Raw genomic sequence first — 24,035 nt, forward strand, 5'->3', positions numbered from 1 at the left:
AGTACCTTTTATTATATCAGTCCGGCGGGGCTGCGGCAATGCTAAACCGTTATGGGGCGTTTTACCTTATTTGACGACCCATTCGAACATCGAAACCACGCCGTCCATTCCGCTTTGCGCGGTCATTTGCAGCAAATCTCCCAGCTTGTTGCCGAGGTGGTTCATCGATCCGGCTTCAAGCGGATCTCCCGTCCCGAGCGGACGGGGCGTCGGTTTCGGCGGAGCCGGCTTTTCCGCGGGCGGGTTCGCGCTTTCCGCCGCCCGGGCGGACCCGGCGCTGCCGGCCGCCGCATCGGAGCCTGCCGTCTGCTCTGGCGCGGCTGCCCCGGTTCCCGGCGCCCCGTTCGGTGCGGCGGGCTGCCGCTCCCCGCTCCGGCCGCCTCCGGTCCGGATCGTCGTCTCCTCCGGCAGGGAGCCGGATGTGGCGGGACCGCTCCCGCCCGTTCGCGCCGCTCCCCCGGAGCCGCCTCCCGGGCCCTCGATGCGGTTCATGCCGCGCGAGGCCAGGTCCACCCCGAACATGATGCAGAAGCAAAGAATAATTCCGTATACGAACAGCTTCCAGTACCAGCGCGGCATGATGATCCCTCCAGTTCTTGATTTAAATTTCACTTGAATGGAGCATTCCCTTGTCCGTTCCGCTTCCAGCCTTAACCGGCCGGCGGCTTACGACTTTTTGCCTTGCGCGGGAGCCGTTACTTTTTCCGCATCGAGAATCACTTCCGATACCGCTTTTGCCAGCAGCTCCACCGTCCGGTAGCACTCCTCCAGAGAGTTGTAAGGACCGCCCACTTCAATCAGCACGCTGTTCGGCGAGAAGTTCTGATTGTAGACCCCGTTTACCTCATGGCCTGTCTTGGCGTGAATGCCTTTGGAAACGCCGGGCGCCTTCGCTTCCAGCGCCTCGTGGATTTTCCCCGCAAAAGCCTCGTTTTCTTTCCACTTGGGATTGTCTCCTCCCAGAATAAAATACACCTGCGCGTAGTCTTTGCCGTTCAGCGTAACCGTCGTGCGTTTGCGTTCCTGGGAATCGCGGTGGATATCAAAGAAAAACTTCAGGTCCGGATGTGCGTTCGCGGCGGCTTCCAGCGTCTGGAGCGAATATTTATAAGAGTAGGCATATTTGAAATCTTTAATGGTATTCGGGTATATAGCATCGGAATGAACGGCCCCTACCCCTTCTTTTTCCAACGCTTCCGCCAGTTTCTTGCCGACCATGGTCACGTTCGTTTTGGCATCGTAGGCTTTATCCGGATCGGTGATGCCTTTGAGCTCGGGGAGGAACGATTCGTTGCTGTGAGACTGATAAATAAAAGCGATGTTCCGGCCCGGTCCTTTGGGCTTCTGATCCGCGGGTGCCTGGCTTGGCGCGGGTGACGGGGCGGAAGATGCTTCCGGGGCCGTGCCTCCGGTTGTCCCGTTGACCGCTCCTTCCGCGGGTGTGTATTCGACCGGACCGCTTGCATCTCCGTCTTTGCCCGAGCGCAGCACGGTGCTCTTGTCCGCTTTCAGGCCGGGGACCTCCTGGGCAATCAGACTTTTCGGATCGCCGGGATTCACATCGGTCAGGAACCGGACCGCAAAGCTCATCATATTTTGCTGGGAAAAAGTGAATTTACGACTGTCGTTCCTCAAATGAGGGACTTCCAATCCGAGCATGTCGAGAAAAAACTGATTGGAGACCGAAGCCGCCAGCCCCTTCATGGATGAAACGGGAGATGTGGACAGCCTCGATTGCAGTATGCTCCCGACCCCAAGCAGGATAAACAGGCAGAGGGTAAACAAACTGAGCGATATCGTGGTCTTTCCGATGACTCCGGCGCTCTGGAACGTTTGGCGGATTTTGCTGAGATTGAAGGTGACGGCATTCCTTTTCATGGGGATTCCTCCTAGCGAATGGGCTTGTACATGTCCGGATTTAGGCAGCTCGCGCCTCGCGGCGGCGAATCTATCTACTCCCAATCTATGAACTTCACTCTTTCACTAGAACTCTCTCTGAAAAAAATCCGCCGCCCCGCGCGCAAAAAAACCGGTTCCCTGAGGAACCGGCCGCAAGACGCCGCCGCTTAATGCGTATAGGCGGCAACGTTCGCCGAATCTACCGCCTCGTGCAGAGCCGCATTCAGCCCGGAAGCGATGATATTCGCGATATCTTCGATAAATTCGTCAATTTCCTTCGGAGTGACGAGAAGATCGTGCCCGAGCGGATTCAGCACCTCGCGGACAAGCGACAGCCGTTCTTGTTCCGGCAAATCGTCCAGCATGCCGAGAATCTCATGCGTATTGGACGTCTGGGTGCGGAAATGATGCTGCATCATGTCGATGCACGAATTTACGATCGTGGATGCATACACGACTGTCGGAACGCCGATTGCGATGACCGGCACGCCAAGTGTCTCCAGGGTCAAACCGCGGCGTTTGTTGCCGATCCCCGAACCGGGATTGATCCCGGTGTCTGCGATCTGGATCGTCGTATTCACCCTCTCCAGCGCGCGCGAAGCAAGAGCGTCCACGGCGATCACAAGATCCGGTCTCGACTTCTCGACAATCCCTTCGACGATTTCGCTGCTCTCAATGCCTGTCGTCCCCAGTACGCCCGGAGCAACCGCGCTGACGGGACGGTAGCCGGGGCTGACCTGGCCCGGCATCAATTCGAAATAGTGCCGCGTGACAAGGATGTTTTCAACCACGAGCGGACCGAGCGCATCGGGAGTCACGTTCCAGTTGCCCAGCCCGACGATGAGCACCTTGGAATCTTTGCCGATCCCCGCTTTTTGCAAATACTGCTCAAACACCTGGGCGAACTTTGTAGCTACACGGTCTTGGAGCTGCGTATCTTTTTTTCTCAAATCAGGCACTTCGATCGTCATATACTGACCCGGCATCTTGCCGATGGCCTGCGCTCCTTCATCGTTTAAAACCTGAATCTGGGTAATGCGCATGCCGCCGTCTTCCCATATATCCGAGACCACTCCCGGTATTTCGGGGCTTTTCCTTGCTTCGGACGCCAGTTCTCTCGCCTCGAGCGCAAGATCGGTCCGGACCGTATACGCGCTAAGATCCGCCATTAAGATCTCCTCCTGTCCATTCTGTATGGCCCTAGTTTGCGGACACGGACCCTAATTTATACCGATCTAAGTTCCCTGAGAGCGTGTGCCGAAAGCCTCCCCGTCAGCTATTGATTTTTAAAAGTCAGCGTGTTAAAATACTTAGAGTTGTCAACAATCATGGAAAACGTTCGATTGTGTACCTGAAGTAGGAGGTGAATGTCAATGCCAAACATCAAATCCGCGATCAAAAGAGTGAAAGTAAGTGAAAAACGTCGCCTGCGCAACGCTTCCGCGAAGTCCGCTCTTCGTACAGCTGTTAAAGCTTTCGAAACAACGGTTGCCAGCAATAACGTAGATTCCGCTAAAGAAGCTCTGATCAACGCTACCAAAAAATTGGACAAAGCAGCTTCTAAAGGATTAATCCATAAAAATGCAGCTAGCCGTAAAAAGTCCCGTTTAGCGAAGAAGCTCAACGCTCTTTCCGCACAAGGCTAATAAGCAGGACCTACACATAGGTGATAAAAAAGACCGGAGCCCCTGGCTCCGGTCTTTTTTTGCGTACATAGCGAATCTGACCGTCCGCAAAGGAACGCAACCTATACGGGGCTGGACTGCCGTACGCGAGTACCCGCGTCCCGCTGATGATCCCGCCGTACCAAAAGATCGGCCTAAGCGGCCGGTCCCGGGGAATCGGCTCTTGGATTTTGGCACCGCCGTGTGGAGCTTGCCCGGCCCCATATCCCCTCTTCGTGCCGGGCAAGCTCCGCTTCCGGCCGGCTTCTCCGCTCGGCTTAAGCCGCCAGGCCGAGAAGAAAGAGTTCGAGGCCGAGTACCTTGTCGATGCCGCCGCTCTTCATTTTAAAATCGAGATCGGCCAACTGCGACACGATCCGGCCCAGCTTCTCGGCATCGTAAGCCCGGGCTTGTCCCTCCGCTATCTTCACGGCGTACGGGTGCAGGCCAAGCTGCCCTCCGATTTGCTGGTGCGAATAGCTCTGCTTGGAGAGTTCCTTCACCTGGAGCATGATCCGAAATTGACGGGCCATCAGCATCACGATCTTGATCGGCTCCTCTTTCTGCTTAAGGAGCTCCTCCAGGAGCGCAAACGCCCGGTCCAGCCGCAGCTGGACCACCTGTTCGATCAGAATGAACACATTCTGCTCCGTGCTGCGAACCACGAGAGAATCAATCAGCTCGGGGGTCGCTGTTCCTCCCCGCCCGACGTTGAGAGAAATTTTCTCGATCTCCGCGGCCAGCGACTGAAGGTGCCCGCCCGTGTACAGTACGAGCTGGTCGACGACTCCGTCCGCAAGCTCGAAGGATTCCCGTTTCGCCTGCCGGCGCACCCAGGCTTGCAGCTCTTCGGCCGTCAGCGGAAGGCAGGGCACGAGCGCCTTTTTTTCTTTGAGCTGCTTCACCAGCTTTTTCCTCTCGTCGAGCTTGTCCACGGAAACCGTAAAAACAAGGACGGTAAAATCGACGGGAGCCCCTAAATATTCCGTTAAACGGTCCAGTTGGTGGTCGACCTTGCCGCTGTCCCTGCTGCCTGTGAGAAATTGGGCATTCCCGGCGATAATCAGTTTGCGCGGCACCATAAAAGGCAGCGTCTCGGCGTCGGCAATGACGTTCTGCACCGGAACCTCATTCAAATCGTATTTGCTTACCGCAAAATCGAGATGTTCCGGTTCGATCATTTTGTCGGTAAGTTTCCGGATAAACTGCTCGATCAGATAAGATTCGCTTCCATAGGTGACGTACACCGGAGCGAATTTTTGTTCATCTATGCTTTTCATCGCTTGTTTGTAATCCATTCGTTCGTTCCCCTCTGCATAAATCCCTGCTCTCATCTTACCAATGACAAAGGGATTACGTCAAAACGGAATCCCACCGTCTTGCCGTAATCCCTTTGCCTGAGCAGAAAGAGAATACGCTGCCACCGCATATTACCCGTACGAGCAGCATCTATTTAAACACCGGAGAAGAGCTCTAGAAACTCTTGACCGAGTGACAGTAAACCCGCGTTTTCTCCTGTCATTCTCCTCAGCTTTGCGATAATTTCTCTTTGACCGATTGTTAATACAGCATACGCGCTAAGCCGCCAAAGGTGCGTGTCAGACACAAAAAGAAGCATGCCTTATTTGGCACGCTCCTGCTTTGTTTTCAAGGAGACGATATACTCCTGCTTCGTGTTGCCGCTGCTTACTTCGTAAACGAACTCGTCGTTTCCGTTCCAGCCGACAAGCCGCAGCGTATCGGTCTCTTTCCACTGCTTGGCGGATACGTAAACGGAAGTTCCGTCCGTTTTGACAATCGTAAGCTTGCGCTCTTCGATCTTCGCGCTCAGCTTGCCGTCGGGAGACGTTCCTCCGGTACCTGCGGCAGTGAACGTGTGGACATCTTTCTTGTCCGGATCGGTCGTGGCGATCTTGCCGCCCGTCTGTCCGTCTCCCGATCCCGAAGTACCGCCGGACGTATCGCCGGGGCTTGGAGATACCCCACGGTCCACTGTCGGATTGTCGGTACCGACCGGGGCCTTGCCTTCGTTCGCAGAAGTCACCGGCTGTTTATTCGGCGGCGGGGTAGAAGTCGTTCCCGGCTGTTCCTTGCGGGACCCTTCTTCTTTCGGAGAATCGGCACCTGATTTCTGCTGTACCGCACCGCTTCCCTTGTCTGCATCTCCGGTCGATGCGGTGCGATCCGTCTGATTCCCTTCGCCGTTTGAATCCGTCTGAGACTTGCCGGTGCTTTTGGAATCTGCGGGCGTATGGGACGCAGGTGGCGCCGTCGCCGTACCGCCGCTTTGCTTGCCCGATCCGTTCTCATTCGGAATGATGGCAGGCTGCACCGATTTTGCCCCCGTATCTGCGTTTTCCGTGTTTGTTCCGGTCAAGGCCGAAAACATGCCTGCCGGACCCGATTGAGCCGGACGGTCCATGTTGAACGCGAAAAACCCGAGTACAAAGCCGGCAGCCACAACGCCACTGACTGTTTTCCAGGAGACATGCGCGGTTATGCGGCGAGTCCAAGGAAGCTGTTCCGGGGAACGCGGGGAACGGCCGACTGCGGGAGACAGACCTGCGGCTTCTTCGCGCCGGTTGGACTTTTCTTCATCCAGCCGTTCAAGCTGCGGAAGAATCGAATCGACGATACTGAATGGCGGCATGATTTTCGGAAGGTTCTCCAATTCCTTGGACAGCAGGCGCAGCCGCTGCAGCATGGCGCCACATTCCGAACATTCCTGGACGTGCTGATTGAGACGCTGCCGCTCCAGATCGTTCAAATCTCCGTCGAGATCTCTCTGCATCAGCTCTTTCACCTCTTTGCAATTCATCCCCGAACACCTCCTTTCTGATATTCATGAAGTAACCCTTGAAGCTGCTGTCTCGCCCGAAAAAGATAGGATTTAACCGTGTTCAGCGGAAGCCCCAGGCAATCCGCAATCTCGTGATAGGAGAAATCCTGCAAATACCGCAAAACAACGACCGATCGGTGGTGCTCGGGCAGTTTCTCGATAGCCTCTTGAATATCCTGCGCCAAGTAACCGATCATCACTTCGTCCTCAACGTCCTTGGGGGTAGTGAACGTAAGTTCGTGTTCTTCAATGGATACGGTCGGCTTCGTCTTGCGGAATTTGTCGATGCAGATATTGGTCACAATACGCTGAACCCACGTTTTAAAAAGAGCCTTCTCTTCATAAGACTGGATTTTCGTATAAATACGAATAAGCGCTTCTTGCGAGGCATCGAGGGCATCCTGCTCATTACCCAGCAGGTAATAAGCCGTGCGGTAGACATGGGTTTCAATTTGTCTTAATAAGGTAACTAGCGCTTCCCGGTCACCCGATTGTGCCGCTTTTACCATTTCGGGCGCTACCACAAGAATCCCCCTCTCTTGCAACTATACAGACGCATTTATGTACATGAATGTTGCAACTTATCATCAAATTTAGGACTTTCATTCTATAAGAATATCAAAAATTTTTCCGCAGGTACACTTAAGCCGGAGATTATTAACAAAATGGGGAAAGTACGCGTAATAAGCGAACAATTCCCAACTCCCGGTCGAACCTTTTCGCATTAAAAAACTCCGTCCCTTAACAATAGCACAAGATTGTTGCTAAAATGTTTCTTTCCGCTGAAAACAATCTTAAAATGGCCTGCCGCCCGTAAAAAAGTTCCAATACCCCGCGAATTCGGGCACGCGTTCCATTCGCACCGGGAAAAAGCTCTGCACGCAGTGCGGCAGCGCATAACGGCTTATCAGCCATACGCTAATGAAAAACCGCCAGCACCCCGTCATGCACCGTATAATGTGCAGCTTGCGCGTATTAGCCGCACTCCCTGTAACGCCAAACACCGTGCGCCGGGAGCCTTGCGCAGTGCGGAATCCCAAACTCTCACGGGAGCGCGCACATCCGTCGCTGTTTAGGGGCACGCCGATCAACTATCCCCCGAAACCGCAGGCTTACCGGACAATACCGAACGGACGTAAATCTCCCCGTTTTTTAGCAGCAACTGGATCTCCCCCAGTAAATCCGTCCGGAGGACCCGGATATCGTTTCTTTCCAGTCTTGCGACAACGTCCGGCGAAGGATGCTTGTACATATTTTTGACCCCTGCGGAAATAAGCGCGGTCCGCGGCTTCCAGTAGCCGAGCCAGTCGCTTCCGGTTGACGTTTTGCTGCCGTGGTGAGCCACTTTAAGAACATCGATTCCGGGAGTCTGCGGAGTACCGTCTTCCGTACCATCCGGTTCTTTTGCGCCGGTGCCGGACTGCGGAAGTTTCGTTCCGTGCATTCCTGGAACGGAGTTCCGCGATTGCAGAAGCTCCATGACACGGCGCTCCGCTTTCACATCCATATCCCCGGTAAAAAGCCACCTCGTCCCTTCCATTTCCATCAGAAAAACGACGGAAACGCCGTTCTGCTCCTTTTCCAGAACAATGGGGTTATCGGTGGAGCCGGAATTATCCTGTGCGGCTGGCGGCGCAAGCCCGGCTCCGGTTTTTCCGGCCGTGCGCTGATCGGGAATTGCAGGTTGTCCGGATCCGGATGCGTCAGGGGACGAGTCCCTACCCGCGGTAAGCTGCCCGTTCTCCGGCAGCGGGGCAAGAAAATCGAGCCGTGTCCGGTTGTCCATCTCGAGTGTTTTTCCGTAAGCGGCGGAAATAAGCGGTATTTTTTTATCGATAACGGTACGGAAAAGCTTCTCTACTTGGGGACCGGACTTGTAGGTGCCGTTGAAAATGAACGCCTCCACCGGAATATCCTCCAGGACAGCCTGGAGTCCCCCGCTGTGATCGGCATCTTCGTGGGTCAGGATAACGGCATCGAGTTTGTGGACACCTCTTTTTTTCAGAAGGGGGACCAGCGTTTTCCTTCCTACCTCGTAAGGGTCTCTGCGCAGCTTCCATTCCTCTCCGGGCTTGCGAAAAGATACGGTTCCTCCCCCGTCTACCAGTATATACTTATGCGCCGGTGTCCGTATAAGGATGCTGTCTCCCTGTCCGACGTCAATCATATCCACGTAGGCCTCCGAGCTCCAGCGATCGGGCGTGTAGCCGTAATAAAGAAGCCCGAACCAGCTGAGACCCAGCGCGATTACGGCTGCTGAAGACGTTCCGTACCGGATAAACTTACTACGTCCGGGGGCAGGCACATCAAGCTGTGGAATGCCGTCCTCATTTTGAACATGGCGGCTCCGCACCAAACGTTCGAGGCCCACACAAATGCCGGCAAGCAGAAGATAGTAAACCGCAATCCAAAAAACCGAAGGGGACGGCCAGATCGTCCGGAATCCCTCCCACTGATCCAGCCATTCGACGATGCGGAAAACAAATCCGGTCCCCATTTCGGTGACCCAAGCACCCAAACGGCCGAGCGGAACATACACCAGTCCTAGACATGTCGCAATCAAACCCGCCGGGAAAATGAGCAGGCTGAAAATCGGCACGAGGGCCGCGTTAGCGAGCCAGGAAAGCAGTGAAAATTGATTGAAATAATAAATGGAGACAGGAAATGAAACAAGCTGGGACACAAGTGTAATGGCGGCAGTATTGCGGAGTATGCCGTTCTTAAGGGGCAAAAGGGCGGTAACGCGGGGAACGCCGACGATCAATCCGATCGTCACCAGAAAAGAAAGCTGAAAGCTGACGTCCAGCAAATAATAGGGATTCCAGATCAAAAGCCCCAACCCCACGAGGCAGGCGATTTGCAATATATCTTTTATCCGGTTTTTACGGACGGCGAGAAGACCGATCATCGTCATCAGACCCGCCCGCACAATGGACGGAGAAGCTCCCGTCAGAAGGATGTAGAAAGGCAGCAGAAAGACGGCAACGAGCAGATACGTTTCTTTGGGCAGCCCCAGCCTTTTCAGTACCCAGATCAGAACGCCCAGAAAAACGGCCACGTTCAGCCCCGAAATCGCGAGAATATGAGTCAGCCCGAGATTCGAAAATTGGCCGTACCGGCCGGGGTCCATATCATCGGTTAATCCGATGAGCATGCCTTTCATAAAGCCCGCCTGCTCGGGCGTGAAAATCTCGTCGATGCGGCTTCCCAGATAGCCGCGGAGGGCATCCGTCGTCCGCAGGAGGCGATCGGCCGCCAGCCGCGGACTCGTGAGAGCGGCGGATATAGGCGCCGGCGGACCGTGCTGTACCTGCTGGGCGCCTTTGACGACCAGCAGCCAGTGTTTGCCCTGCTGGCGTAAATAGCTGCGGTAGTCGAATCCGCCGAAATTCCGCGCGGCAGCGGGCTCCTGCAGCTCGCCCTGCATGGCGAGCCGGTCTCCCCGCCGCCAGGCTGCGGCGGCGGTCTGCTCCGCCGGACTCAGCAGGCGCAGGGACACCTGCACCCGCTCCTCCGGCGGAGCTCCTGCGGCAGCGACCGCTTCGCTGCCGCTCTCTCCGAGCTGCGAGACGCGCAGCTCGAAGGAGGCTCTGTCGCCGTCGACGGCGACAGGCGAGGCCAGCGTGCCCGCCACGCTCACCTGGCTGCCGTGGGCGGCAGCCGCGGCTGCGGCGGGCAGAGCGGTGCTGTTACGCCGGTCCGTATCGGCGTAATAGCAGCAGGCTGCGGCGGCGACAAGCGCCGCAGCGATCCATCGGCGCTTCGGCAGACGAAGCGCCATGACACCCGCGGCCGCGGCGGCGAAAGCTGCGCCGCTCCAGGCGGTCATCCACGGTTTGGACGCGTATATGGCCGCGGCATAGCCGATGACCCACAAAACCGCCAAACCTACTATGTCATTACGGTTTAAACGCATTTGTCATATCTCTCCCTGTATGCGTGATAAGCTCATTCGTTTTTTAGTTTTTTAGTCTTTTAGTCTTTTAGTCTTTTGAGTCTTCTGGATTCCGGGCGGCCAAGACTCCAGATCATTCCGCTCCTGCTTAGACAGGGAAACCGCGTAATCGCTGATCCTTCCCATCCGCACTAAGTAATCGCATCCCTCATGCGGCGGCCACAACCCGAGTCCTTTTACTCTACCGGACAACAAAAATAACCCCCGTCGCTCTACTGGAGCGGCGGAGGTTCTTCCTCACGCTAGATGTATTCCGTTCAGTCTAACAGCTTGCCGGGGAACGCATCCCACAGACAACGATCCGTTCGCCAAACTCGTTCAGTTGACAATCCGGTGGTCCGTTCCCTCGGGCGGCTCGTATCCCTGTATTTGGCGGAAGGCGATTCCCCTCGCAGCCATCAAGGTGTTCACCTTTTCACTGTCCTTCGGATACGGGCGGTGAAACACGATCTCCCTCACCCCGCTGTTGGCCAGCATATTCGAGCAGGTCCAGCACGGCTGGTCCGTCACGTAGACGCTGGAACCCTCTCGGTCTTCGCGGTCGGTAAACAGCAGAAGGTTCTGCTCCGCATGAATCGTACGGATACAGCGCTGCTTGCGGATCATTTCTTCCTTACCGTCTGCGACGTGCAGTTCGTACTCCTCGACAAGCATGCATCCTTCCTCGGAGCAGTCCGGAACTCCCATGGGTGCCCCGTTGTATGCCGTGCCGAGAAGCTTCTTGCCCTGCACGAGCACGGCCCCGACATGCCGGCGGCTGCACTGCGAGCGCGTGGAAGCCATATAGGCGATATCCATGAAGTAAGTGTCCCAGTCTTTGCGCCCCGTCATCGCCGCACCTACTGCTGGCTGGCCAGAATGGCCTGCTCCAGGTCATGCAGGATATCGTCGATCGCTTCCGTACCGATAGACAGACGGATCATGCCCGGCGTTACTCCCGCGCTCAACTGTTCTTCCTCGCTAAGCTGCTGATGAGTCGTGCTTGCCGGATGAATGATCAGGGATTTGGAATCGCCCACGTTGGCAAGATGAGAGAACAGCTTAACCTGTTCGATCACTTTGCGGCCGGCTTCCAACCCGCCTTTAATACCGAAGGTCAGGATAGCCCCCTGGCCTTTAGGCAAATATTTTTGCGCCAGTTTGTAAGAGCTGTGGCTCTCCAGACCGGCGTAGCTGACCCATTCGACCGCTTCATGGGCTTCGAGGAAACGCGCCACCGCAAGAGCATTGGAGCTGTGACGCTCCATACGGAGATGAAGCGTCTCCAGGCCTTGCAGAAGCATGAAGGAGTTAAACGGCGAAATGGATGCCCCCATATCGCGGAGAAGCTGGACACGCGCCTTGATGATATAAGCGATCGGCCCAACGGCATCGGCGTAAACGACGCCGTGGTAGCTCGGGTCCGGTTCCGTAAGACCGGGGAACTTGCCGCTGGCTTTCCAGTCGAATTTGCCTCCGTCTACGATCACACCGCCGATGGAAGTCCCGTGTCCGCCGATAAACTTCGTCGCGGAATGCACGACGATGTCGGCACCGTGCTCAATCGGGCGAAGCAGGTAAGGCGTCGGGAACGTATTGTCAACGATCAACGGTATGCCGTTCTCATGCGCAATCGCGGCTACGGCTTCGATATCGAGCAGGTCCCCTCTCGGGTTGCCTACCGTTTCGGCGTACAAAGCTTTTGTTTTATCCGTAATCGCTTTACGGAAGTTTTCCGGATCCGAAGGATCGACGAATTTCACCTGGATGCCAAGCTTCGCCAGGGTGGTCGAGAACAAATTATAGGTTCCTCCGTACAAGCTGGACGCCGATACGATCTCGTCACCGGCTCCGGCTATGTTGAGGATCGAGTATGTAATGGCTGCTTGACCGGATGCGGTCGCGAGAGCCCCCGCTCCCCCTTCAAGCGCGGTTATCCGCTGCTCGAAAACATCGCTCGTCGGGTTCATGATGCGGGTATAAATGTTGCCGAATTCCTTCAGAGCGAACAGATCTGCTGCGTGGTCCGCGTCGCGGAACCCGTAAGAGGTCGTCTGATAAATAGGCACCGCGCGGGAAAGCGTGGTTGGATCGATTTGCTGGCCGGCGTGTACGGCCAAGGTTTCCAAAGCATAAGGACGTTGTTCGGACATGGTTCTTTCCTCCTTTATCGCATTTACGTGGCAATGAATGAATCTGTATGATTGGGCCTATTTTCTCATATTTCCTCCTAAAATGAAAGAAAGTTTAGTAGATTTTCTCAATTCCGACATTTACGCATGCTCTTCTTTTCTTCTTATCGCTTTCCAAAATCCCCCTCAAGGATTAATTTGCAGGTAAGGCTTCATCTTCGCGAGCATTTTTTCCCCGATTCCCTTTATATCCAGCAGCTGCTCGACCCTTCTGAACTTCCCATGCTGTTCCCGGTAAGCAAGGATCGCCTTTCCTTTGCTTTCCCCGATTCCCGGCAGTTCCATCAATTGCTGCAGGTTGGCTGTATTAATATCGATTTTGGGACCCGCCGGGATTTTTTTGTCTGCTGTGGACCCTTTCGTTCCTCCTCCCGCACTTGTTTCCGGAATCGGAACGGCCGCCCCGCTCCCGAGTTTCCCGGATTCCTGCAGCCCTGAAGCCGGTCCGTTTCCTCCGCTGACGGGCTGCCGTTGATCCCCCTGCGCAGGTTTGTCATCGGCAACCGCCTCTTTCCCGGCTGAGTCCGGGGCCTGCCCCAGGCCGCCTCCAGCCGCGCCTGCCGCGGATTCCTCCGTCCCCGCTTGCTTACTCCCGGCGCCGGTCTCTTCCTTCGCCTCCGCCTTCGCAGGCGATGACGCAGGTTTCTCCGAAGGCCGTGCCGGTTTGGTCGCTTCTATCGTTTGCTCCATAGCCGCGTTCAACGCGGTAAACCCTTGCGGTACGGTGCCTCGCGGGCTCACTAGCAGCCAGATTCCCAATCCTGCCGCGATTACGACAGTAATGCCCGCAAGAACGCCGCGGCTTTTCCAACTCTGAAAATTCCAGTTCAACATGAAACACTCCTTTGATTTTTTGAATAAACGATTTTACACACAGGAAACCGGCATAATTGTGTGAGAATGTTCATACCGTTAAGAAAACGTTCCTGAGTTTTTTGTCTCTGCATAAAAAGGTAAACTTGTCGGCGCCCGCTTCTTTAATGAGTCGGGTGTACTGAATCCGTTCCGGTATACGGCACCGGTCCTATTGCCGGAAGGAGACCTGTCCGACTATTTCATGAGGAGGGTTGTCGATGAAAGCGGGATTTATCGGTACAGGCAGCATGGGAAGTATTCTGATCGAAGCGCTCATCCATTCGGGAGCGCTCAATCCAGAGCAAATCTGCGCCGCAAACCGCACTCCCGGCAAAGTACAACGGTTGGCGGAAACCTACGCCGGACTAACCGCCGCCTCCAGCAATGCGGAAGCCGCAGCGGGCCGTGATGTCGTTTTTTTATGCGTGAAGCCCCTTGATTATATGGAAGTCATTGACGAAATCCGACCGGTCCTGGAGCCGGCTCAAATCGTCGTATCCATTACGAGCCCGGTCCTGCTCAAGCATCTGGAAGATCAGCTTCCCTGCAAGGTAACGAAGATTATACCAAGCATCACCAATTACGTTCTCTGCGGATCTACTCTGTGTATTCACGGAGAGCGCATGTACCCTGAGGATAAGGAATGGATTGAAAATCTTCTGACTCACATTTCCACACCTGTCAGAGTCTCCGAGGCATACACCCGGATCAGTTCCGATTTATCGAGCTGCGCACCGGCCTTCCTGTCCTTTTTTCTCCAAAAATATATCGAAGCCGCAGTGAAGGAGACAGGGATATCTCCCGAAGAAGCAACGATTCTTACTTCCGAAATGACGCTCGGCACGGGCAAGCTTCTGACGACGGGCGGGTTCGATCCGGTTTCTCTTCAAAAAAAGGTGCGGGTTCCGGGAGGAATTACGGCAGAGGGATTACAATTGATGGAGCAAGATCTGGACGGCATGTTTGAACGGTTAATCGGGATCACGCATGCGAAATACGAAGAGGATCTGGAAAAGGTGGAAGCGGTGTTTACGACAAAAAAACAATAGAGGGTGGAAAAAAGCGGTAAAATAGAGAGGGATAAAACAGTAGGATTAGCGGGCAATCAGACTTAAAAGCTTGTAGGAAAGAGCGCTTGGCAGATCGGGGTTAATTGACTGATGCGGAACGGTTGAAGCGAATAAATGCGAAGTAAAGTTGAACCATAATCGGTTTCCCGGGGCCGTCCGACGGCGAAGACCGCTTTTCTGAAAAAGAAAGGCGGCTCCGCCGTTTCGGGCTGTCCGGAGGGCCGACGGCAGTTCCCGTTTCCCTCACGGGAGCGGACCTGCCGGGTCCCCTAAATGTCGGGTTGTTTATCCGACTACAATGTTGACGAGCTTGCCTTTCACGGCAATGATTTTGCGGACGGTTTTGCCGGCGCTCAGCTCTTTTACTTTATCCAGGCCAAGCGCGAGCTCCTGCATGCCCGCTTCGTCGAGATCTTTGGCGACTTTTACGCGATCGGCGATTTTGCCGTTCACTTGAACGACAATCTCCACCTCGTCGTCCACTGTCCAGGCCTCATCGTAAACCGGCCACGCTTCATACGTGATAGAACCGGTTCCGCCGAGCTTTTGCCACAGTTCTTCGGCAATATGCGGAGCGAGCGGAGAAAGCATTTGGACAAAATGCTTCACGGCTGTTTTCGGCAAAGCTTCTGTCTTATAAGCCTCATTGACAAAAATCATCAACTGGCTGATAGCGGTATTGAAACGGAGCGCTTCGAAATCTTCCGTTATTTTCTTCACCGTACGGTGCCATGTGCGTTTGAACGCGTCTCCGCCGGCCTTTTCGTCCTCGGAAATTTTACTGCTCAATGCCCCGTTCTCGTCCACGAACAGACGCCATACGCGGTTTAGGAAGCGGTAGGAGCCTTCCACGCCGTTGGTGTTCCAAGGCTTCGTCGCTTCAAGCGGCCCCATGAACATTTCGTACATGCGCAGGGTATCGGCACCGAATTCATTGACGATATCGTCGGGATTCACAACGTTGCCGCGGGATTTGGACATTTTCTCCATGTTCTCGCCAAGAATCATCCCTTGGTTGACGAGCTTGTGGAACGGCTCCTTCGTTTGGACCACGCCGAGATCGTAAAGCACTTTATGCCAGAAGCGCGCGTAAAGCAGGTGAAGAACCGCATGTTCCGCTCCGCCGATATACAGATCGACCGGCAGCCATTCCTTCTGCTTCTCGGGGGAGCAGATTGCATCGTTGTTGCGCGGATCGATAAAGCGCAGGTAGTACCAGCAGCTTCCCGCCCATTGCGGCATCGTATTCGTCTCGCGGCGGGCTTTCATGCCCGTTTCGGGATCGACCGTGTTTACCCATTCTTCCACGTTGGCAAGCGGAGATTCGCCGGTTCCGGACGGCTTGATGTGCTCGACTTGCGGAAGCAGAAGCGGAAGCTGGTCTTCGGGCACGGTTTTCATCGTTCCGTCTTCGAGATGGAGAATCGGAATCGGTTCGCCCCAGTAGCGCTGACGGCTGAACAGCCAGTCACGCAGGCGGTACGTTACTTTGCCCTTGCCCTTGCCGTTCTCCTCCAGCCAAGCGATCATGGACGCAATAGCCTCTTCCTTGCCCATTCCGTCGATAAAGCCGGAGTTCACGTGCGGACCTTCGCCGTCATAAGCGGCTTCCTGCACGTTGCCGCCCTGTACGACTTCGATGATCGGCAGGTCGTACTGCTTGGCGAATTCCCAGTCACGTTCGTCGTGTCCCGGTACAGCCATGATGGCGCCTGTTCCGTAACCGGCCAGCACGTAGTCCGCGATCCAGATCGGCAGCTTGGCGCCGTTCACGGGGTTAACGGCATAAGCGCCGGTAAACACTCCGGACTTTTCCTTGGCCAGGTCCGTACGCTCCAGGTCGCTTTTGCGTGCGGCTTTCTCCTGGTACGCTTTCACGTCGGCTTCCTGCCCGGACGCCGTAATCTTGGCAACCAGCTCATGCTCCGGAGCCAGGACGCAGTAGGTCGCTCCGAAAAGCGTATCCGGACGCGTCGTAAAGACCGTCAGGCTGTCTCCTTCATGCCCGTCGATAGCGAAAGTGACTTCCGCCCCTTTGGATTTGCCGATCCAGTTGCGCTGCATATCCTTGATGCTTTCGGACCAGTCCAGCTCCTCGAGGTCTTCCAGAAGGCGTTCGGCGTACTCGGTAATCCGCAGCACCCACTGGCGCATCGGCTTCCGGATGACAGGATGGTTTCCGCGTTCGCTTTTGCCGTCGATCACTTCCTCGTTGGCCAAAACGGTTCCGAGCGCGGGACACCAGTTCACGGGAACTTCGTCCACGTAAGCGAGGCCTTTTTTGTACAGCTGGATAAAAATCCATTGGGTCCACTTGTAGTACTCGGGATCCGTCGTGGAAATTTCGCGCTCCCAATCGTACGAGAAGCCCAGCGATTTGATCTGGCGGCGGAAATTCTCGATATTCTGCTTCGTAAACTCGCGCGGGTCATTGCCTGTGTCGAGCGCGTACTGTTCGGCCGGCAGACCGAAGGCGTCCCAACCCATCGGATGGAGGACGTTAAAGCCGCGCATGCGCTTAAAGCGGGAAACGATATCGGTAGCCGTGTACCCTTCCGGGTGGCCTACGTGAAGTCCTGCGCCGGACGGATACGGAAACATATCGAGCGCGTAAAATTTCGGTTTACCCGCTTCTTCCGATGTCCGGAAGGTTTGGTTGTCGTCCCAGTATTTCTGCCATTTAGGCTCGATTACCTGAGGGTTATAGCCCTGCTGTTCTTTTTCATGTGCCATGTGTGTAGGTCCTCCTGACGTTATCATCTATCATCGCAACCAAAAAACCTCCCGTCTCTAGCTCTTACGGCTAGGGACGAGAGGTTGTATATTCCCCGTGGTACCACCCTAGTTAACAAACGGCATGCTTTGCCGGTTGTTCACTCAAGTCCCTTAACGCGGGCTAGACGGTCCGGTTACTGGGCAGTACATCTTCGCTTCCGTCCGGCTTCCTGCCGGATGACAGGCACAGCTGCAAGGAAACGGCCGTACTGCGGTTCGCCTTCCGGCTCGGAGGTGAGCTCGCCTTCATCATGTACCGGCTTCCACCGACCGCCGGTTCTCTGGAAACATGCGTGCAAAGGGTTGATCCTCTTCATAGCTGGTGCGATTACACAAATTTGTAATGATTATAGGCAATATTGAAGCTCTTTGTCAAGTAAAGCGCTGTTTTTAGGCAAGAGGCTTGCGGGCCGCGTAAAAAAGTCTGCGGGAATCCGGCGAAAACTCCGCATTCCAGTCGAAATCGGCGGAAATCCGGATGCCCTCGAAGCCCGCCGCCTCCAGCCTTTCCTTCAGCCAGCGCGGATCGTACGCACGCTGTCTGTGAGTCTCTTCGATGCGCCGGAAAAGCGGCTCCCCGCCGCGAGCGGACGAAGCGTCCTCACGGACGAAAATCGTCAGCGCATGCTCGATTTCCGTGCGTTCCTCGTCGAGCTCGCAGGTCCACAGGTACGCCACATCCTCTTCGTCGAAGACGAAAGGCTGCAGGGAAGCGTACTCCTCGAACTGGGCCGGGCCGTGGACATCGAACAGCAGTACGCCGCCGCCCCGCAGCCCCCGGTACGCCTGCTCCAGAGCTTCAATTATCTCCTCTTCCTCGAGGAGATAATTGAAGCAGTCGCAGAAGGAGATGACGGTGTCGGCCGGCTCCGGCAGCTCCCAGTCGCGCATGTCCTGCTGCAGCCACAGGATGTCCGGTTTCGCTCCGCTCGCGGCCGCTTCTTCGGCTTTATGCCGGGCAACGGCCAGCATGTCGTCGGACAAGTCGATTCCGACGACTTTGCAGCCGAGCTTCGCAAGGGGGACGGCAATGTTTCCCGTACCGCAGCCGAGATCGACAACGGTTTCCGGACGGATGCCGTAAGACTCCCAAGCCTGCCGGGCATAAGAAATCCACGCCTCGTAAGGCATGTCTTCCATCAACCGGTCGTACGTATAAGCAAAATCACGATACGACATATCAGTTCTCCTCTTGCTTGAGATACGTCCAGTTTTCCTCCTGGTACACCAGGCCATCCTTCATCAGCTTGCCAAGCGCGCGTTTGAAAGCGGACTTGCTGATGCCGAACTTGGATTTGATCAAATCCGCCTCGGTCTGGTCCGAATAAGGCATGGCGCCGCCCGGACGTTCGCGGAGAACCGCCAGAACCCGCTCGGCGTCTTCGTCCCGTCCTTTTTCCTTCGGCTGCCGCATCGACAGATTCACGCGTCCGTCTTCACGGATGTACGTAACCCTTACGCTGACTTCCTCCCCGACTCTGAGAAGGCGAGAACGCTCCGTCGAGGGGATCAGTCCGATGACTCCGAAGCCGACGACGCCTCCGTCGCAGACGACGAACGTGCCCATTTGCAGAGGTTTGTACACGCGCGCGTTCAGCCACTGGTTTCTCCAGGCCTGCGGGGCCGGAAAACATTGTTCGGAGAGAACATCTTCACCGGCAAGGCGTGCAACCAATCTTCCCTGGCGGTCATGATCCATCGTCACGAATACTTTGTCCCCTACTTGAGGGCGAAGTTCGTGAAGCTCCGGCATTTCCTTGAACGGCAGCAGAAGATTCCGGCCGATGCCCATTTCCAGAAAGGCTCCAAAGCGCGGATGCAGGTCCACGACCTCAAGCAGCGCCAATTCTCCGAGAAGCAGCATCGGCCGGTTCATCGTCGCGGCCATACGGTCTTCCGAATCGTAATATATGAAAACTTCGGCCTGCTGGCCGGCTTTCAGTTTCCTGTTCGTTTCCGCATACGGGAGCAGAACTTCCCGTTCCCCGTCGGTTACGAAGTAACCGTACGGCGATACTTCTCTCGTTACATCAAGCGTGACGAGAGTTCCCGCTTCCAGACTCATACGCGTTCCACAACCCTTGCGTCGGACCAGAGACGCTCAATGTTGTAGTATTCCCGGTCGTCCCGGTGGAACACGTGGACCACGACGTCTCCCAGATCCACAAGCACCCAGCGTGCGGTATCAAAGCCTTCCAGGCCGCGGACGGTTACACCGTGCTCATCCGCTTTTTTACGGATTTCCGTAGCGATAGCCTGCACCTGCGTCTCCGAGTTACCGTTGCAAATCACGAAATAATCGGCCACCAGGGAAATTTCCTGAAGGTCCAGAGCCACCACGTTAATGGCTTTCTTGTCTTCTGCCGCATCCACAACCAGATTCATCAACTGTTCCGGATTTACTGTCATTCCATCATCCTCCTTCTTGCTGGACGGGATCGAAAATCGTTCACGTTAACCAGCATGTACACCCTCTATTTAATTCCGTTCGTTATCATTCGGTTCGTTCATTCCGTTAATCAAATGCTCTTATCACCCAATATTACACGTCTAAATCGAGGATTAAACGGTTGCGCGTAAGCACGGTGAGCGGGTAAACGCGTCTTCCCTTCTGCAAAAGGAACGAAAGCGTAGAGTCCAATCCGGCCAGCAAAGCCCGTTCCAGACTCGTATCCGCCAGCTCGCGGATCTTGTCCACGCCGGGAAAATCCCTTCCGGGTTCCATATAATCGGCCAGACAGACGACCTTCTCCAGGATGGACATGTTTTCCCTACCGGATGTATGATAGCGGATCGCGTTCAGCACATCCTCGTCCTTCACGCCGAACCGGGCGGAAGCGATCCAAGCCCCGGCATGAGCATGCCAAAGTTCTTTATCGTAGGAAAGAACGTCCGTCTGAAATCCGCTCTCGCGAATCGCGTCGGCCTGCTTCTCAACGGGCCAGTATTTGCACACATCGTGCAAAATCGCGGCCCGTTCCGCCTTCTCCTCATCCGCGCCGAATCTCCGGGCCAGGATAACGGCCGTTTCCATGACGCCGAGTGTATGCCGCCACCGTTTTTCGGGCATTTCCTCTTTTACAGTCTTCATCATCTCTTCACGATTCATACAAACCCATCCCTTCGATATAATCGTGTACGGGAGCCGTGACGAGATAGCGGACGGAACGGCCTTCCCGCCTCCGGGTCCGGATATCCGTGGAGGAAATGTCCAGCAGCGGCATCGGAGCCAGACGGACGCCCGGCCGGATGAACGCCGGAAGCGCCTCCGGTTGAAGCTCGAAGCCCGGCCTTTGAAGACCGATGAAGCCGATCATTTTCATGATCTCTCCGATTTCGCGCCATTTGGGGAGATACTCGACCATGTCGGCCCCGATAATATAATGAAATTCGTGCTCCGGGTACCCGGCTTTCAGTTCCCGGATCGTATCGACGGAGTACGAAACCCCGCCTTTTCGGAGCTCATGATCGAACGGCCGGAAAGCGGGATTGTCCGACACGGCGCGGCACACCATCTCCCAGCGCTGCTCAGCCGAAGCCTTGGGGGCGTTCGGTTTATGCGGCGGCACGTTGGCGGGCATAAACCATACTTCGTCCAGCCCGCAGGCGGCACGCGCGCATTCCCCCGCCACCAGGTGGCCGGTATGCACAGGATCGAAGGTCCCGCCCATGATTCCTATCCGCATGTCGCCACCTCCTCCGGCGGTCCGCCGTTATTTTCCACAGATCCGAAAGCTGGTTGCAAGCCGTTATAAAACCGGCCGCTCATGCCCGGTATCTTACTGAAACAAACCCCTGATCAGTCTAGGACTTCGGCAGTTCGATCTGTTTGTTATCGCGCGATTCTTTATAGAGGACGATCGTACGTCCGATAACCTGAACCACCTCGGCGCCCGCGCCTTCCGCCAGTTCTCTGGCAACTTCCTTGCAGTCCGCCTCATAGTTGTTGAGCACCGAGATTTTCATCAATTCCCGAACCTCGATCGCTTCCACGATGTGCTGGATCAGATGCTCGTTTACTCCGCCTTTTCCTACTTGAAAGACCGGATTCAAATGGTGCGCCAGTGAGCGCAGATGTCTCTTTTGTTTTCCTGTTAGCATAACTTCTGATTCCCTCAATTCCCGATAAATGATTGCTCTACGGCCTGCCGCATCGCCGCTGCAGGCGCAGGGACGCCGGTCCAGTATTCGAACGCGTAGGCCCCCTGGTAAATAAACATGCCGAGTCCGCCGTGAATGACGGCGCCTTTTGCTTTAGCTTCTTTCAAAAAACGGGTTTCCAGCGGGTTGTAAACGAGATCGCTGACAACCGCGCCTTCCCGGAGAGAATGACCGTCCAGATCCAAAGGCATCTCTTCGATATTCGGGTACATGCCCGATGAAGTCGAGTTGATGATCAGATCCGCGTCACTGATAATGTTTCCTAATTCGTGAAGCCCCATGCCGACAGCGCTTGTTTCGGCGCGAACGGTAGAGGCGAGCTCCTGAGCTTTCTCCGCCGTCCGGTTGGCGATGGCGATAAACGAAGGACCTTCCTTCGCAAGGGCATATGAAATCCCCCGGGCCGCTCCGCCCGCTCCGATCAGCAGCACTTTTTTGCCGCGGAGATCTATGCCCGTCTCTTCTTTAAGCGAACGGACATACCCGATTCCGTCCGTGTTGTAGCCGATCAGTTTACCGTCGCGGTTGACGACGGTGTTCACGGCGCCGAGGGCCTGCGCATCCGCATCGATCTCGTCGAGATACTTCATCACGTTGACTTTATGCGGGATCGTCACGTTGACTCCGCCGTAACCGAGCGCTCGGATACCGGCAACGGCCTTCTCCAGCTGCTCCGGCAGCACGTGAAACGCGGCATACGCTCCGTTGATCCCCGTTTCGCCGAAGGCCCGGTTCATCATAATCGGAGAGCGGGAGTGCCGCACCGGATCTCCGAATACTCCGTACAAAATCGTACCGCTGTCCAAAGACGGCTTGTTACCCATGGTCGGTTTCTCCCCCGTGCAATCGTTTAGGTGCCAGACCTGCCTGCCAAAACATTAAACGCCCGGCATGCCAGGGCCGGTCCGGTTTAAATAAGCGAATCGCGCTGGACGATCTTAACGCCTTTCGGGACATGAACGGCCAGTTCCGCGCCCGCTTCGCTGTTAATTTTGATCCAGCCGAGGCCGGAGATCAGAACATCGAGCTTTTTACCTTTCGAAATGTGAATCGTTTGTTTAACGAGAGGCGGAAGCTCTTCCAGATCTTTCACCACAGGCGGGGTAAGCAAAGTCCCTTTGTGGTTCGCGTACAGCTCGTCCGCTTTTTCCAGCTTCGTGCGATGGATGGGTATGGCGCCAGAAGAGTAAATCGTAAACGACTGGCGCTCGCCGCGGACAAAATCGAACCGGGCCAACGACCCGAAAAACAGAGTTTGTCCTTCGTTCAATTGATACACCATCGGTTTGAGCGGCTTGCCCGGCATCAGCTTCCCCAGGTCTTTCTTGGAAACAAGCTCCGTCAGGCGGTGCTTGTACACGATTCCCGGCGTATCGATGATGAAATGTCCGTCATCCAGCGGAATCTCCACCATATCGAGCGTCGTGCCCGGATATTGGGAGGTGGTCAGCTCCGAATCCAGATCGCTGTAATCGGAAATAAGCCGGTTGATGAGCGTGGACTTGCCCACGTTAGTCGCTCCGACGACGTAGACGTCTTTGCCGTTCCGGTGTTCGTCCACCGCCTGAAGAACCCGGTCGAATCCCATGTTCTTCTTGGCGCTGCACAGAACAACCTCCACAACCTTCAATCCTTGTTCCTTCGCCTGCTTGCGGACCCAGTTCACGATCCGGTTCCAGTTGGTCACTTTCGGTAGCAGGTCGATTTTGTTGACGACCAGTATGATCGGGTTGCCTCCGACGAAACGGGCCAGACCGCTGATCAAACTGCCCTCGAAATCGAAAATATCGACGATATTGATGACGAGCGCTTCTTTGTGCCCCACGTGCCCGAGCAGTTTCAGAAAATCGTCCTGGTTGAGCGTAATGCTCGACGCTTCATTATAATTCTTGATGCGGAAACAGCGCTGGCAAATAACCGGTTCTTTCTCGAGAGCCTGCGCCGGGATGTACCCGAGCGCATGAGGATCTTCGAGCTGAAGCTTGACACCGCAGCCTCCGCAATGAATAACTTCTTCCTGAGTCATGAATCCTCCTTAAAATAAACGGCGGGAGCTTTCCGCTAAGCGTTGTTCCCCCGCAAGCAAAGTGAAGCTTTCCCGTGAAGGAAAGCTTTATTTATTCTTCGAGATGTAATTGTTGGCCAGCTTCTCGATGCGCCGGTTGATTCGTGTAAAGAAACCTTCATCATGGATGGAGATAGGCGCAACAAGAATCGTATATAAACCGAGCCGGTTCCCTCCCAGCACGTCTGTCAGCATCTGATCACCGATCACAACCGTCTGCTCTGCAGTTGTATCCATCAGTGCCAATGCTTTGCGAAAGGCCGTGTTCGTCGGTTTGCGCGCGGCATGAATGAACGGGATAGACAGCGGCAGGGCAAATGTGGATACCCTTGTTTCCTGGTTGTTCGATACGATGACGACCTTGAAACCGAGCTGCTTCACATGCCCGAGCCAATTCACCAGCTCCGGTGTCGCATCGGCCACCTTGGCACCGACAAGCGTGTTGTCGAGATCCGTGATGATTCCGCGGATTCCGCTCTGCCAAAGCTCCTCCAGATTGATATCGTAAATCGTCTGCACGAATTGTTTCGGCACCAGTTTTTTAAACAACAGCGTCACCCCAACCTCTTTCGAATCTATAG

Annotated in this window: 23 protein-coding genes; 2 read left to right on the forward strand and 21 right to left on the reverse strand. The window is 55.3% G+C overall.

What is annotated here, in order from left to right:
- Positions 1 to 66: 66 nt before the first annotated feature.
- From KVT34_RS07705 to gpr, 3 genes are all read right to left on the reverse strand, one after another.
- On the reverse strand, positions 67 to 579 hold the full coding sequence (locus tag KVT34_RS07705) for a hypothetical protein (RefSeq protein WP_217557998.1): 513 nt from the start codon (positions 577 to 579) through the stop codon (positions 67 to 69).
- Between the two features lie 87 nt (positions 580 to 666).
- Positions 667 to 1,878: a stage II sporulation protein P gene (gene spoIIP, locus KVT34_RS07710; RefSeq protein ID WP_217557999.1), complete on the reverse strand. Its 1,212-nt coding sequence runs from the start codon at positions 1,876 to 1,878 to the stop codon at positions 667 to 669.
- A gap of 188 nt (positions 1,879 to 2,066) precedes the next feature.
- The gene (gene gpr / locus KVT34_RS07715; protein ID WP_009675370.1) at positions 2,067 to 3,068 is read right to left on the reverse strand and encodes a GPR endopeptidase; all 1,002 of its coding nucleotides are present in this window, start codon (positions 3,066 to 3,068) and stop codon (positions 2,067 to 2,069) included.
- A gap of 204 nt (positions 3,069 to 3,272) precedes the next feature.
- On the opposite strand from gpr, the gene rpsT reads away from it, so the two are divergent.
- Positions 3,273 to 3,545 (forward strand): 30S ribosomal protein S20, encoded by a 273-nt coding sequence (gene rpsT / locus KVT34_RS07720; RefSeq protein ID WP_042230156.1) that lies wholly within the window; start codon positions 3,273 to 3,275, stop codon positions 3,543 to 3,545.
- A gap of 296 nt (positions 3,546 to 3,841) precedes the next feature.
- Here rpsT and holA read toward each other — a convergent pair whose 3' ends face one another.
- From holA to KVT34_RS07755, 7 genes are all read right to left on the reverse strand, one after another.
- Positions 3,842 to 4,861, reverse strand: coding sequence for a DNA polymerase III subunit delta (gene holA, locus KVT34_RS07725; RefSeq protein ID WP_217558000.1), 1,020 nt, complete (start codon positions 4,859 to 4,861; stop codon positions 3,842 to 3,844).
- 323 nt (positions 4,862 to 5,184) lie between these two features.
- Positions 5,185 to 6,381, reverse strand: a complete 1,197-nt coding sequence (locus KVT34_RS07730; protein WP_217558001.1) for a zf-HC2 domain-containing protein — start codon at positions 6,379 to 6,381, stop codon at positions 5,185 to 5,187.
- The gene (locus tag KVT34_RS07735) at positions 6,378 to 6,911 is read right to left on the reverse strand and encodes an RNA polymerase sigma factor (protein WP_254634720.1); all 534 of its coding nucleotides are present in this window, start codon (positions 6,909 to 6,911) and stop codon (positions 6,378 to 6,380) included. Before KVT34_RS07735 ends, KVT34_RS07730 begins: the two co-directional genes overlap by 4 nt.
- Positions 6,912 to 7,489: 578 nt before the next feature.
- On the reverse strand, positions 7,490 to 10,318 hold the full coding sequence (locus KVT34_RS07740) for a ComEC/Rec2 family competence protein (RefSeq protein ID WP_217558002.1): 2,829 nt from the start codon (positions 10,316 to 10,318) through the stop codon (positions 7,490 to 7,492).
- A gap of 357 nt (positions 10,319 to 10,675) precedes the next feature.
- The gene (locus tag KVT34_RS07745; protein ID WP_217558003.1) at positions 10,676 to 11,188 is read right to left on the reverse strand and encodes a deoxycytidylate deaminase; all 513 of its coding nucleotides are present in this window, start codon (positions 11,186 to 11,188) and stop codon (positions 10,676 to 10,678) included.
- 8 nt (positions 11,189 to 11,196) lie between these two features.
- Positions 11,197 to 12,489 carry a homocysteine synthase gene (locus KVT34_RS07750; protein ID WP_217558004.1) on the reverse strand — a complete coding sequence of 431 codons (1,293 nt, stop codon included), beginning with the start codon at positions 12,487 to 12,489 and terminating at the stop codon, positions 11,197 to 11,199.
- A gap of 165 nt (positions 12,490 to 12,654) precedes the next feature.
- On the reverse strand, positions 12,655 to 13,362 hold the full coding sequence (locus KVT34_RS07755) for a ComEA family DNA-binding protein (protein ID WP_217558005.1): 708 nt from the start codon (positions 13,360 to 13,362) through the stop codon (positions 12,655 to 12,657).
- 239 nt (positions 13,363 to 13,601) lie between these two features.
- Between KVT34_RS07755 and comER the strand changes: the two genes are divergently transcribed.
- Positions 13,602 to 14,432 carry a late competence protein ComER gene (comER, locus tag KVT34_RS07760; protein WP_217558007.1) on the forward strand — a complete coding sequence of 277 codons (831 nt, stop codon included), beginning with the start codon at positions 13,602 to 13,604 and terminating at the stop codon, positions 14,430 to 14,432.
- Between the two features lie 306 nt (positions 14,433 to 14,738).
- Here the strand turns inward: comER and leuS are convergent, their stop codons facing one another.
- From leuS to KVT34_RS07810, 11 genes are all read right to left on the reverse strand, one after another.
- A complete protein-coding gene (gene leuS / locus KVT34_RS07765) occupies positions 14,739 to 17,186 on the reverse strand; it encodes a leucine--tRNA ligase (RefSeq protein WP_217558008.1) in 2,448 nt (815 codons plus the stop codon).
- 163 nt (positions 17,187 to 17,349) lie between these two features.
- Positions 17,350 to 17,481, reverse strand: coding sequence for a hypothetical protein (locus KVT34_RS32345; protein ID WP_255246841.1), 132 nt, complete (start codon positions 17,479 to 17,481; stop codon positions 17,350 to 17,352).
- A gap of 137 nt (positions 17,482 to 17,618) precedes the next feature.
- The gene (locus KVT34_RS07770) at positions 17,619 to 18,407 is read right to left on the reverse strand and encodes a class I SAM-dependent DNA methyltransferase (RefSeq protein ID WP_217558009.1); all 789 of its coding nucleotides are present in this window, start codon (positions 18,405 to 18,407) and stop codon (positions 17,619 to 17,621) included.
- A gap of 1 nt (position 18,408) precedes the next feature.
- A complete protein-coding gene (locus tag KVT34_RS07775; protein WP_217558010.1) occupies positions 18,409 to 19,293 on the reverse strand; it encodes a CvfB family protein in 885 nt (294 codons plus the stop codon).
- Complete coding sequence (rsfS, locus tag KVT34_RS07780; protein ID WP_042230178.1) at positions 19,290 to 19,637, reverse strand: ribosome silencing factor; 348 nt, start codon at positions 19,635 to 19,637, stop codon at positions 19,290 to 19,292. Before rsfS ends, KVT34_RS07775 begins: the two co-directional genes overlap by 4 nt.
- Positions 19,638 to 19,770: 133 nt before the next feature.
- Positions 19,771 to 20,337: a bis(5'-nucleosyl)-tetraphosphatase (symmetrical) YqeK gene (gene yqeK / locus KVT34_RS07785; RefSeq protein WP_217558011.1), complete on the reverse strand. Its 567-nt coding sequence runs from the start codon at positions 20,335 to 20,337 to the stop codon at positions 19,771 to 19,773.
- Positions 20,327 to 20,914, reverse strand: coding sequence for a nicotinate-nucleotide adenylyltransferase (nadD, locus tag KVT34_RS07790; protein ID WP_217558012.1), 588 nt, complete (start codon positions 20,912 to 20,914; stop codon positions 20,327 to 20,329). The genes yqeK and nadD overlap by 11 nt, the downstream gene beginning before the upstream one ends.
- A 118-nt stretch (positions 20,915 to 21,032) precedes the next feature.
- Positions 21,033 to 21,329 (reverse strand): ribosome assembly RNA-binding protein YhbY, encoded by a 297-nt coding sequence (gene yhbY, locus KVT34_RS07795; RefSeq protein ID WP_042230182.1) that lies wholly within the window; start codon positions 21,327 to 21,329, stop codon positions 21,033 to 21,035.
- 14 nt (positions 21,330 to 21,343) lie between these two features.
- Positions 21,344 to 22,213: a shikimate dehydrogenase gene (gene aroE / locus KVT34_RS07800; RefSeq protein WP_217558013.1), complete on the reverse strand. Its 870-nt coding sequence runs from the start codon at positions 22,211 to 22,213 to the stop codon at positions 21,344 to 21,346.
- Between the two features lie 86 nt (positions 22,214 to 22,299).
- The gene (yqeH, locus tag KVT34_RS07805; protein WP_217558015.1) at positions 22,300 to 23,415 is read right to left on the reverse strand and encodes a ribosome biogenesis GTPase YqeH; all 1,116 of its coding nucleotides are present in this window, start codon (positions 23,413 to 23,415) and stop codon (positions 22,300 to 22,302) included.
- An 87-nt stretch (positions 23,416 to 23,502) separates the two neighbouring features.
- Complete coding sequence (locus tag KVT34_RS07810; protein ID WP_036739818.1) at positions 23,503 to 24,003, reverse strand: YqeG family HAD IIIA-type phosphatase; 501 nt, start codon at positions 24,001 to 24,003, stop codon at positions 23,503 to 23,505.
- Positions 24,004 to 24,035: the final 32 nt, after the last annotated feature.

It is taken from the genome of Paenibacillus sp. GbtcB18, from assembly GCF_019091125.1.
GTDB classification, from domain to species: domain Bacteria; phylum Bacillota; class Bacilli; order Paenibacillales; family NBRC-103111; genus Paenibacillus_F; species Paenibacillus_F chitinolyticus.

Excerpts from the sequence above, each read along its gene's own strand:
- yqeH (WP_217558015.1), bottom strand. The coding sequence starts at position 23,415 with ATGACTCAGGAAGAAGTTATTCATTGCGGAGGCTGCGGTGTCAAGCTT.
- yhbY (WP_042230182.1), bottom strand. The coding sequence starts at position 21,329 with ATGCTAACAGGAAAACAAAAGAGACATCTGCGCTCACTGGCGCACCAT.
- KVT34_RS07770 (WP_217558009.1), bottom strand. The coding sequence starts at position 18,407 with ATGTCGTATCGTGATTTTGCTTATACGTACGACCGGTTGATGGAAGAC.
- rsfS (WP_042230178.1), bottom strand. The coding sequence starts at position 19,637 with ATGACAGTAAATCCGGAACAGTTGATGAATCTGGTTGTGGATGCGGCA.
- spoIIP (WP_217557999.1), bottom strand. The coding sequence starts at position 1,878 with ATGAAAAGGAATGCCGTCACCTTCAATCTCAGCAAAATCCGCCAAACG.
- leuS (WP_217558008.1), bottom strand. The coding sequence starts at position 17,186 with ATGGCACATGAAAAAGAACAGCAGGGCTATAACCCTCAGGTAATCGAG.
- KVT34_RS07735 (WP_254634720.1), bottom strand. The coding sequence starts at position 6,911 with ATGGTAAAAGCGGCACAATCGGGTGACCGGGAAGCGCTAGTTACCTTA.
- KVT34_RS07775 (WP_217558010.1), bottom strand. The coding sequence starts at position 19,293 with ATGAGTCTGGAAGCGGGAACTCTCGTCACGCTTGATGTAACGAGAGAA.
- comER (WP_217558007.1), top strand. The coding sequence starts at position 13,602 with ATGAAAGCGGGATTTATCGGTACAGGCAGCATGGGAAGTATTCTGATC.
- KVT34_RS32345 (WP_255246841.1), bottom strand. The coding sequence starts at position 17,481 with ATGATGAAGGCGAGCTCACCTCCGAGCCGGAAGGCGAACCGCAGTACG.
- KVT34_RS07705 (WP_217557998.1), bottom strand. The coding sequence starts at position 579 with ATGCCGCGCTGGTACTGGAAGCTGTTCGTATACGGAATTATTCTTTGC.
- aroE (WP_217558013.1), bottom strand. The coding sequence starts at position 22,213 with ATGGGTAACAAGCCGTCTTTGGACAGCGGTACGATTTTGTACGGAGTA.
- rpsT (WP_042230156.1), top strand. The coding sequence starts at position 3,273 with ATGCCAAACATCAAATCCGCGATCAAAAGAGTGAAAGTAAGTGAAAAA.
- KVT34_RS07740 (WP_217558002.1), bottom strand. The coding sequence starts at position 10,318 with ATGCGTTTAAACCGTAATGACATAGTAGGTTTGGCGGTTTTGTGGGTC.
- KVT34_RS07745 (WP_217558003.1), bottom strand. The coding sequence starts at position 11,188 with ATGACGGGGCGCAAAGACTGGGACACTTACTTCATGGATATCGCCTAT.
- nadD (WP_217558012.1), bottom strand. The coding sequence starts at position 20,914 with ATGCGGATAGGAATCATGGGCGGGACCTTCGATCCTGTGCATACCGGC.
- KVT34_RS07750 (WP_217558004.1), bottom strand. The coding sequence starts at position 12,489 with ATGTCCGAACAACGTCCTTATGCTTTGGAAACCTTGGCCGTACACGCC.
- KVT34_RS07755 (WP_217558005.1), bottom strand. The coding sequence starts at position 13,362 with ATGTTGAACTGGAATTTTCAGAGTTGGAAAAGCCGCGGCGTTCTTGCG.
- gpr (WP_009675370.1), bottom strand. The coding sequence starts at position 3,068 with ATGGCGGATCTTAGCGCGTATACGGTCCGGACCGATCTTGCGCTCGAG.
- holA (WP_217558000.1), bottom strand. The coding sequence starts at position 4,861 with ATGGATTACAAACAAGCGATGAAAAGCATAGATGAACAAAAATTCGCT.
- KVT34_RS07730 (WP_217558001.1), bottom strand. The coding sequence starts at position 6,381 with ATGAATTGCAAAGAGGTGAAAGAGCTGATGCAGAGAGATCTCGACGGA.
- yqeK (WP_217558011.1), bottom strand. The coding sequence starts at position 20,337 with ATGAATCGTGAAGAGATGATGAAGACTGTAAAAGAGGAAATGCCCGAA.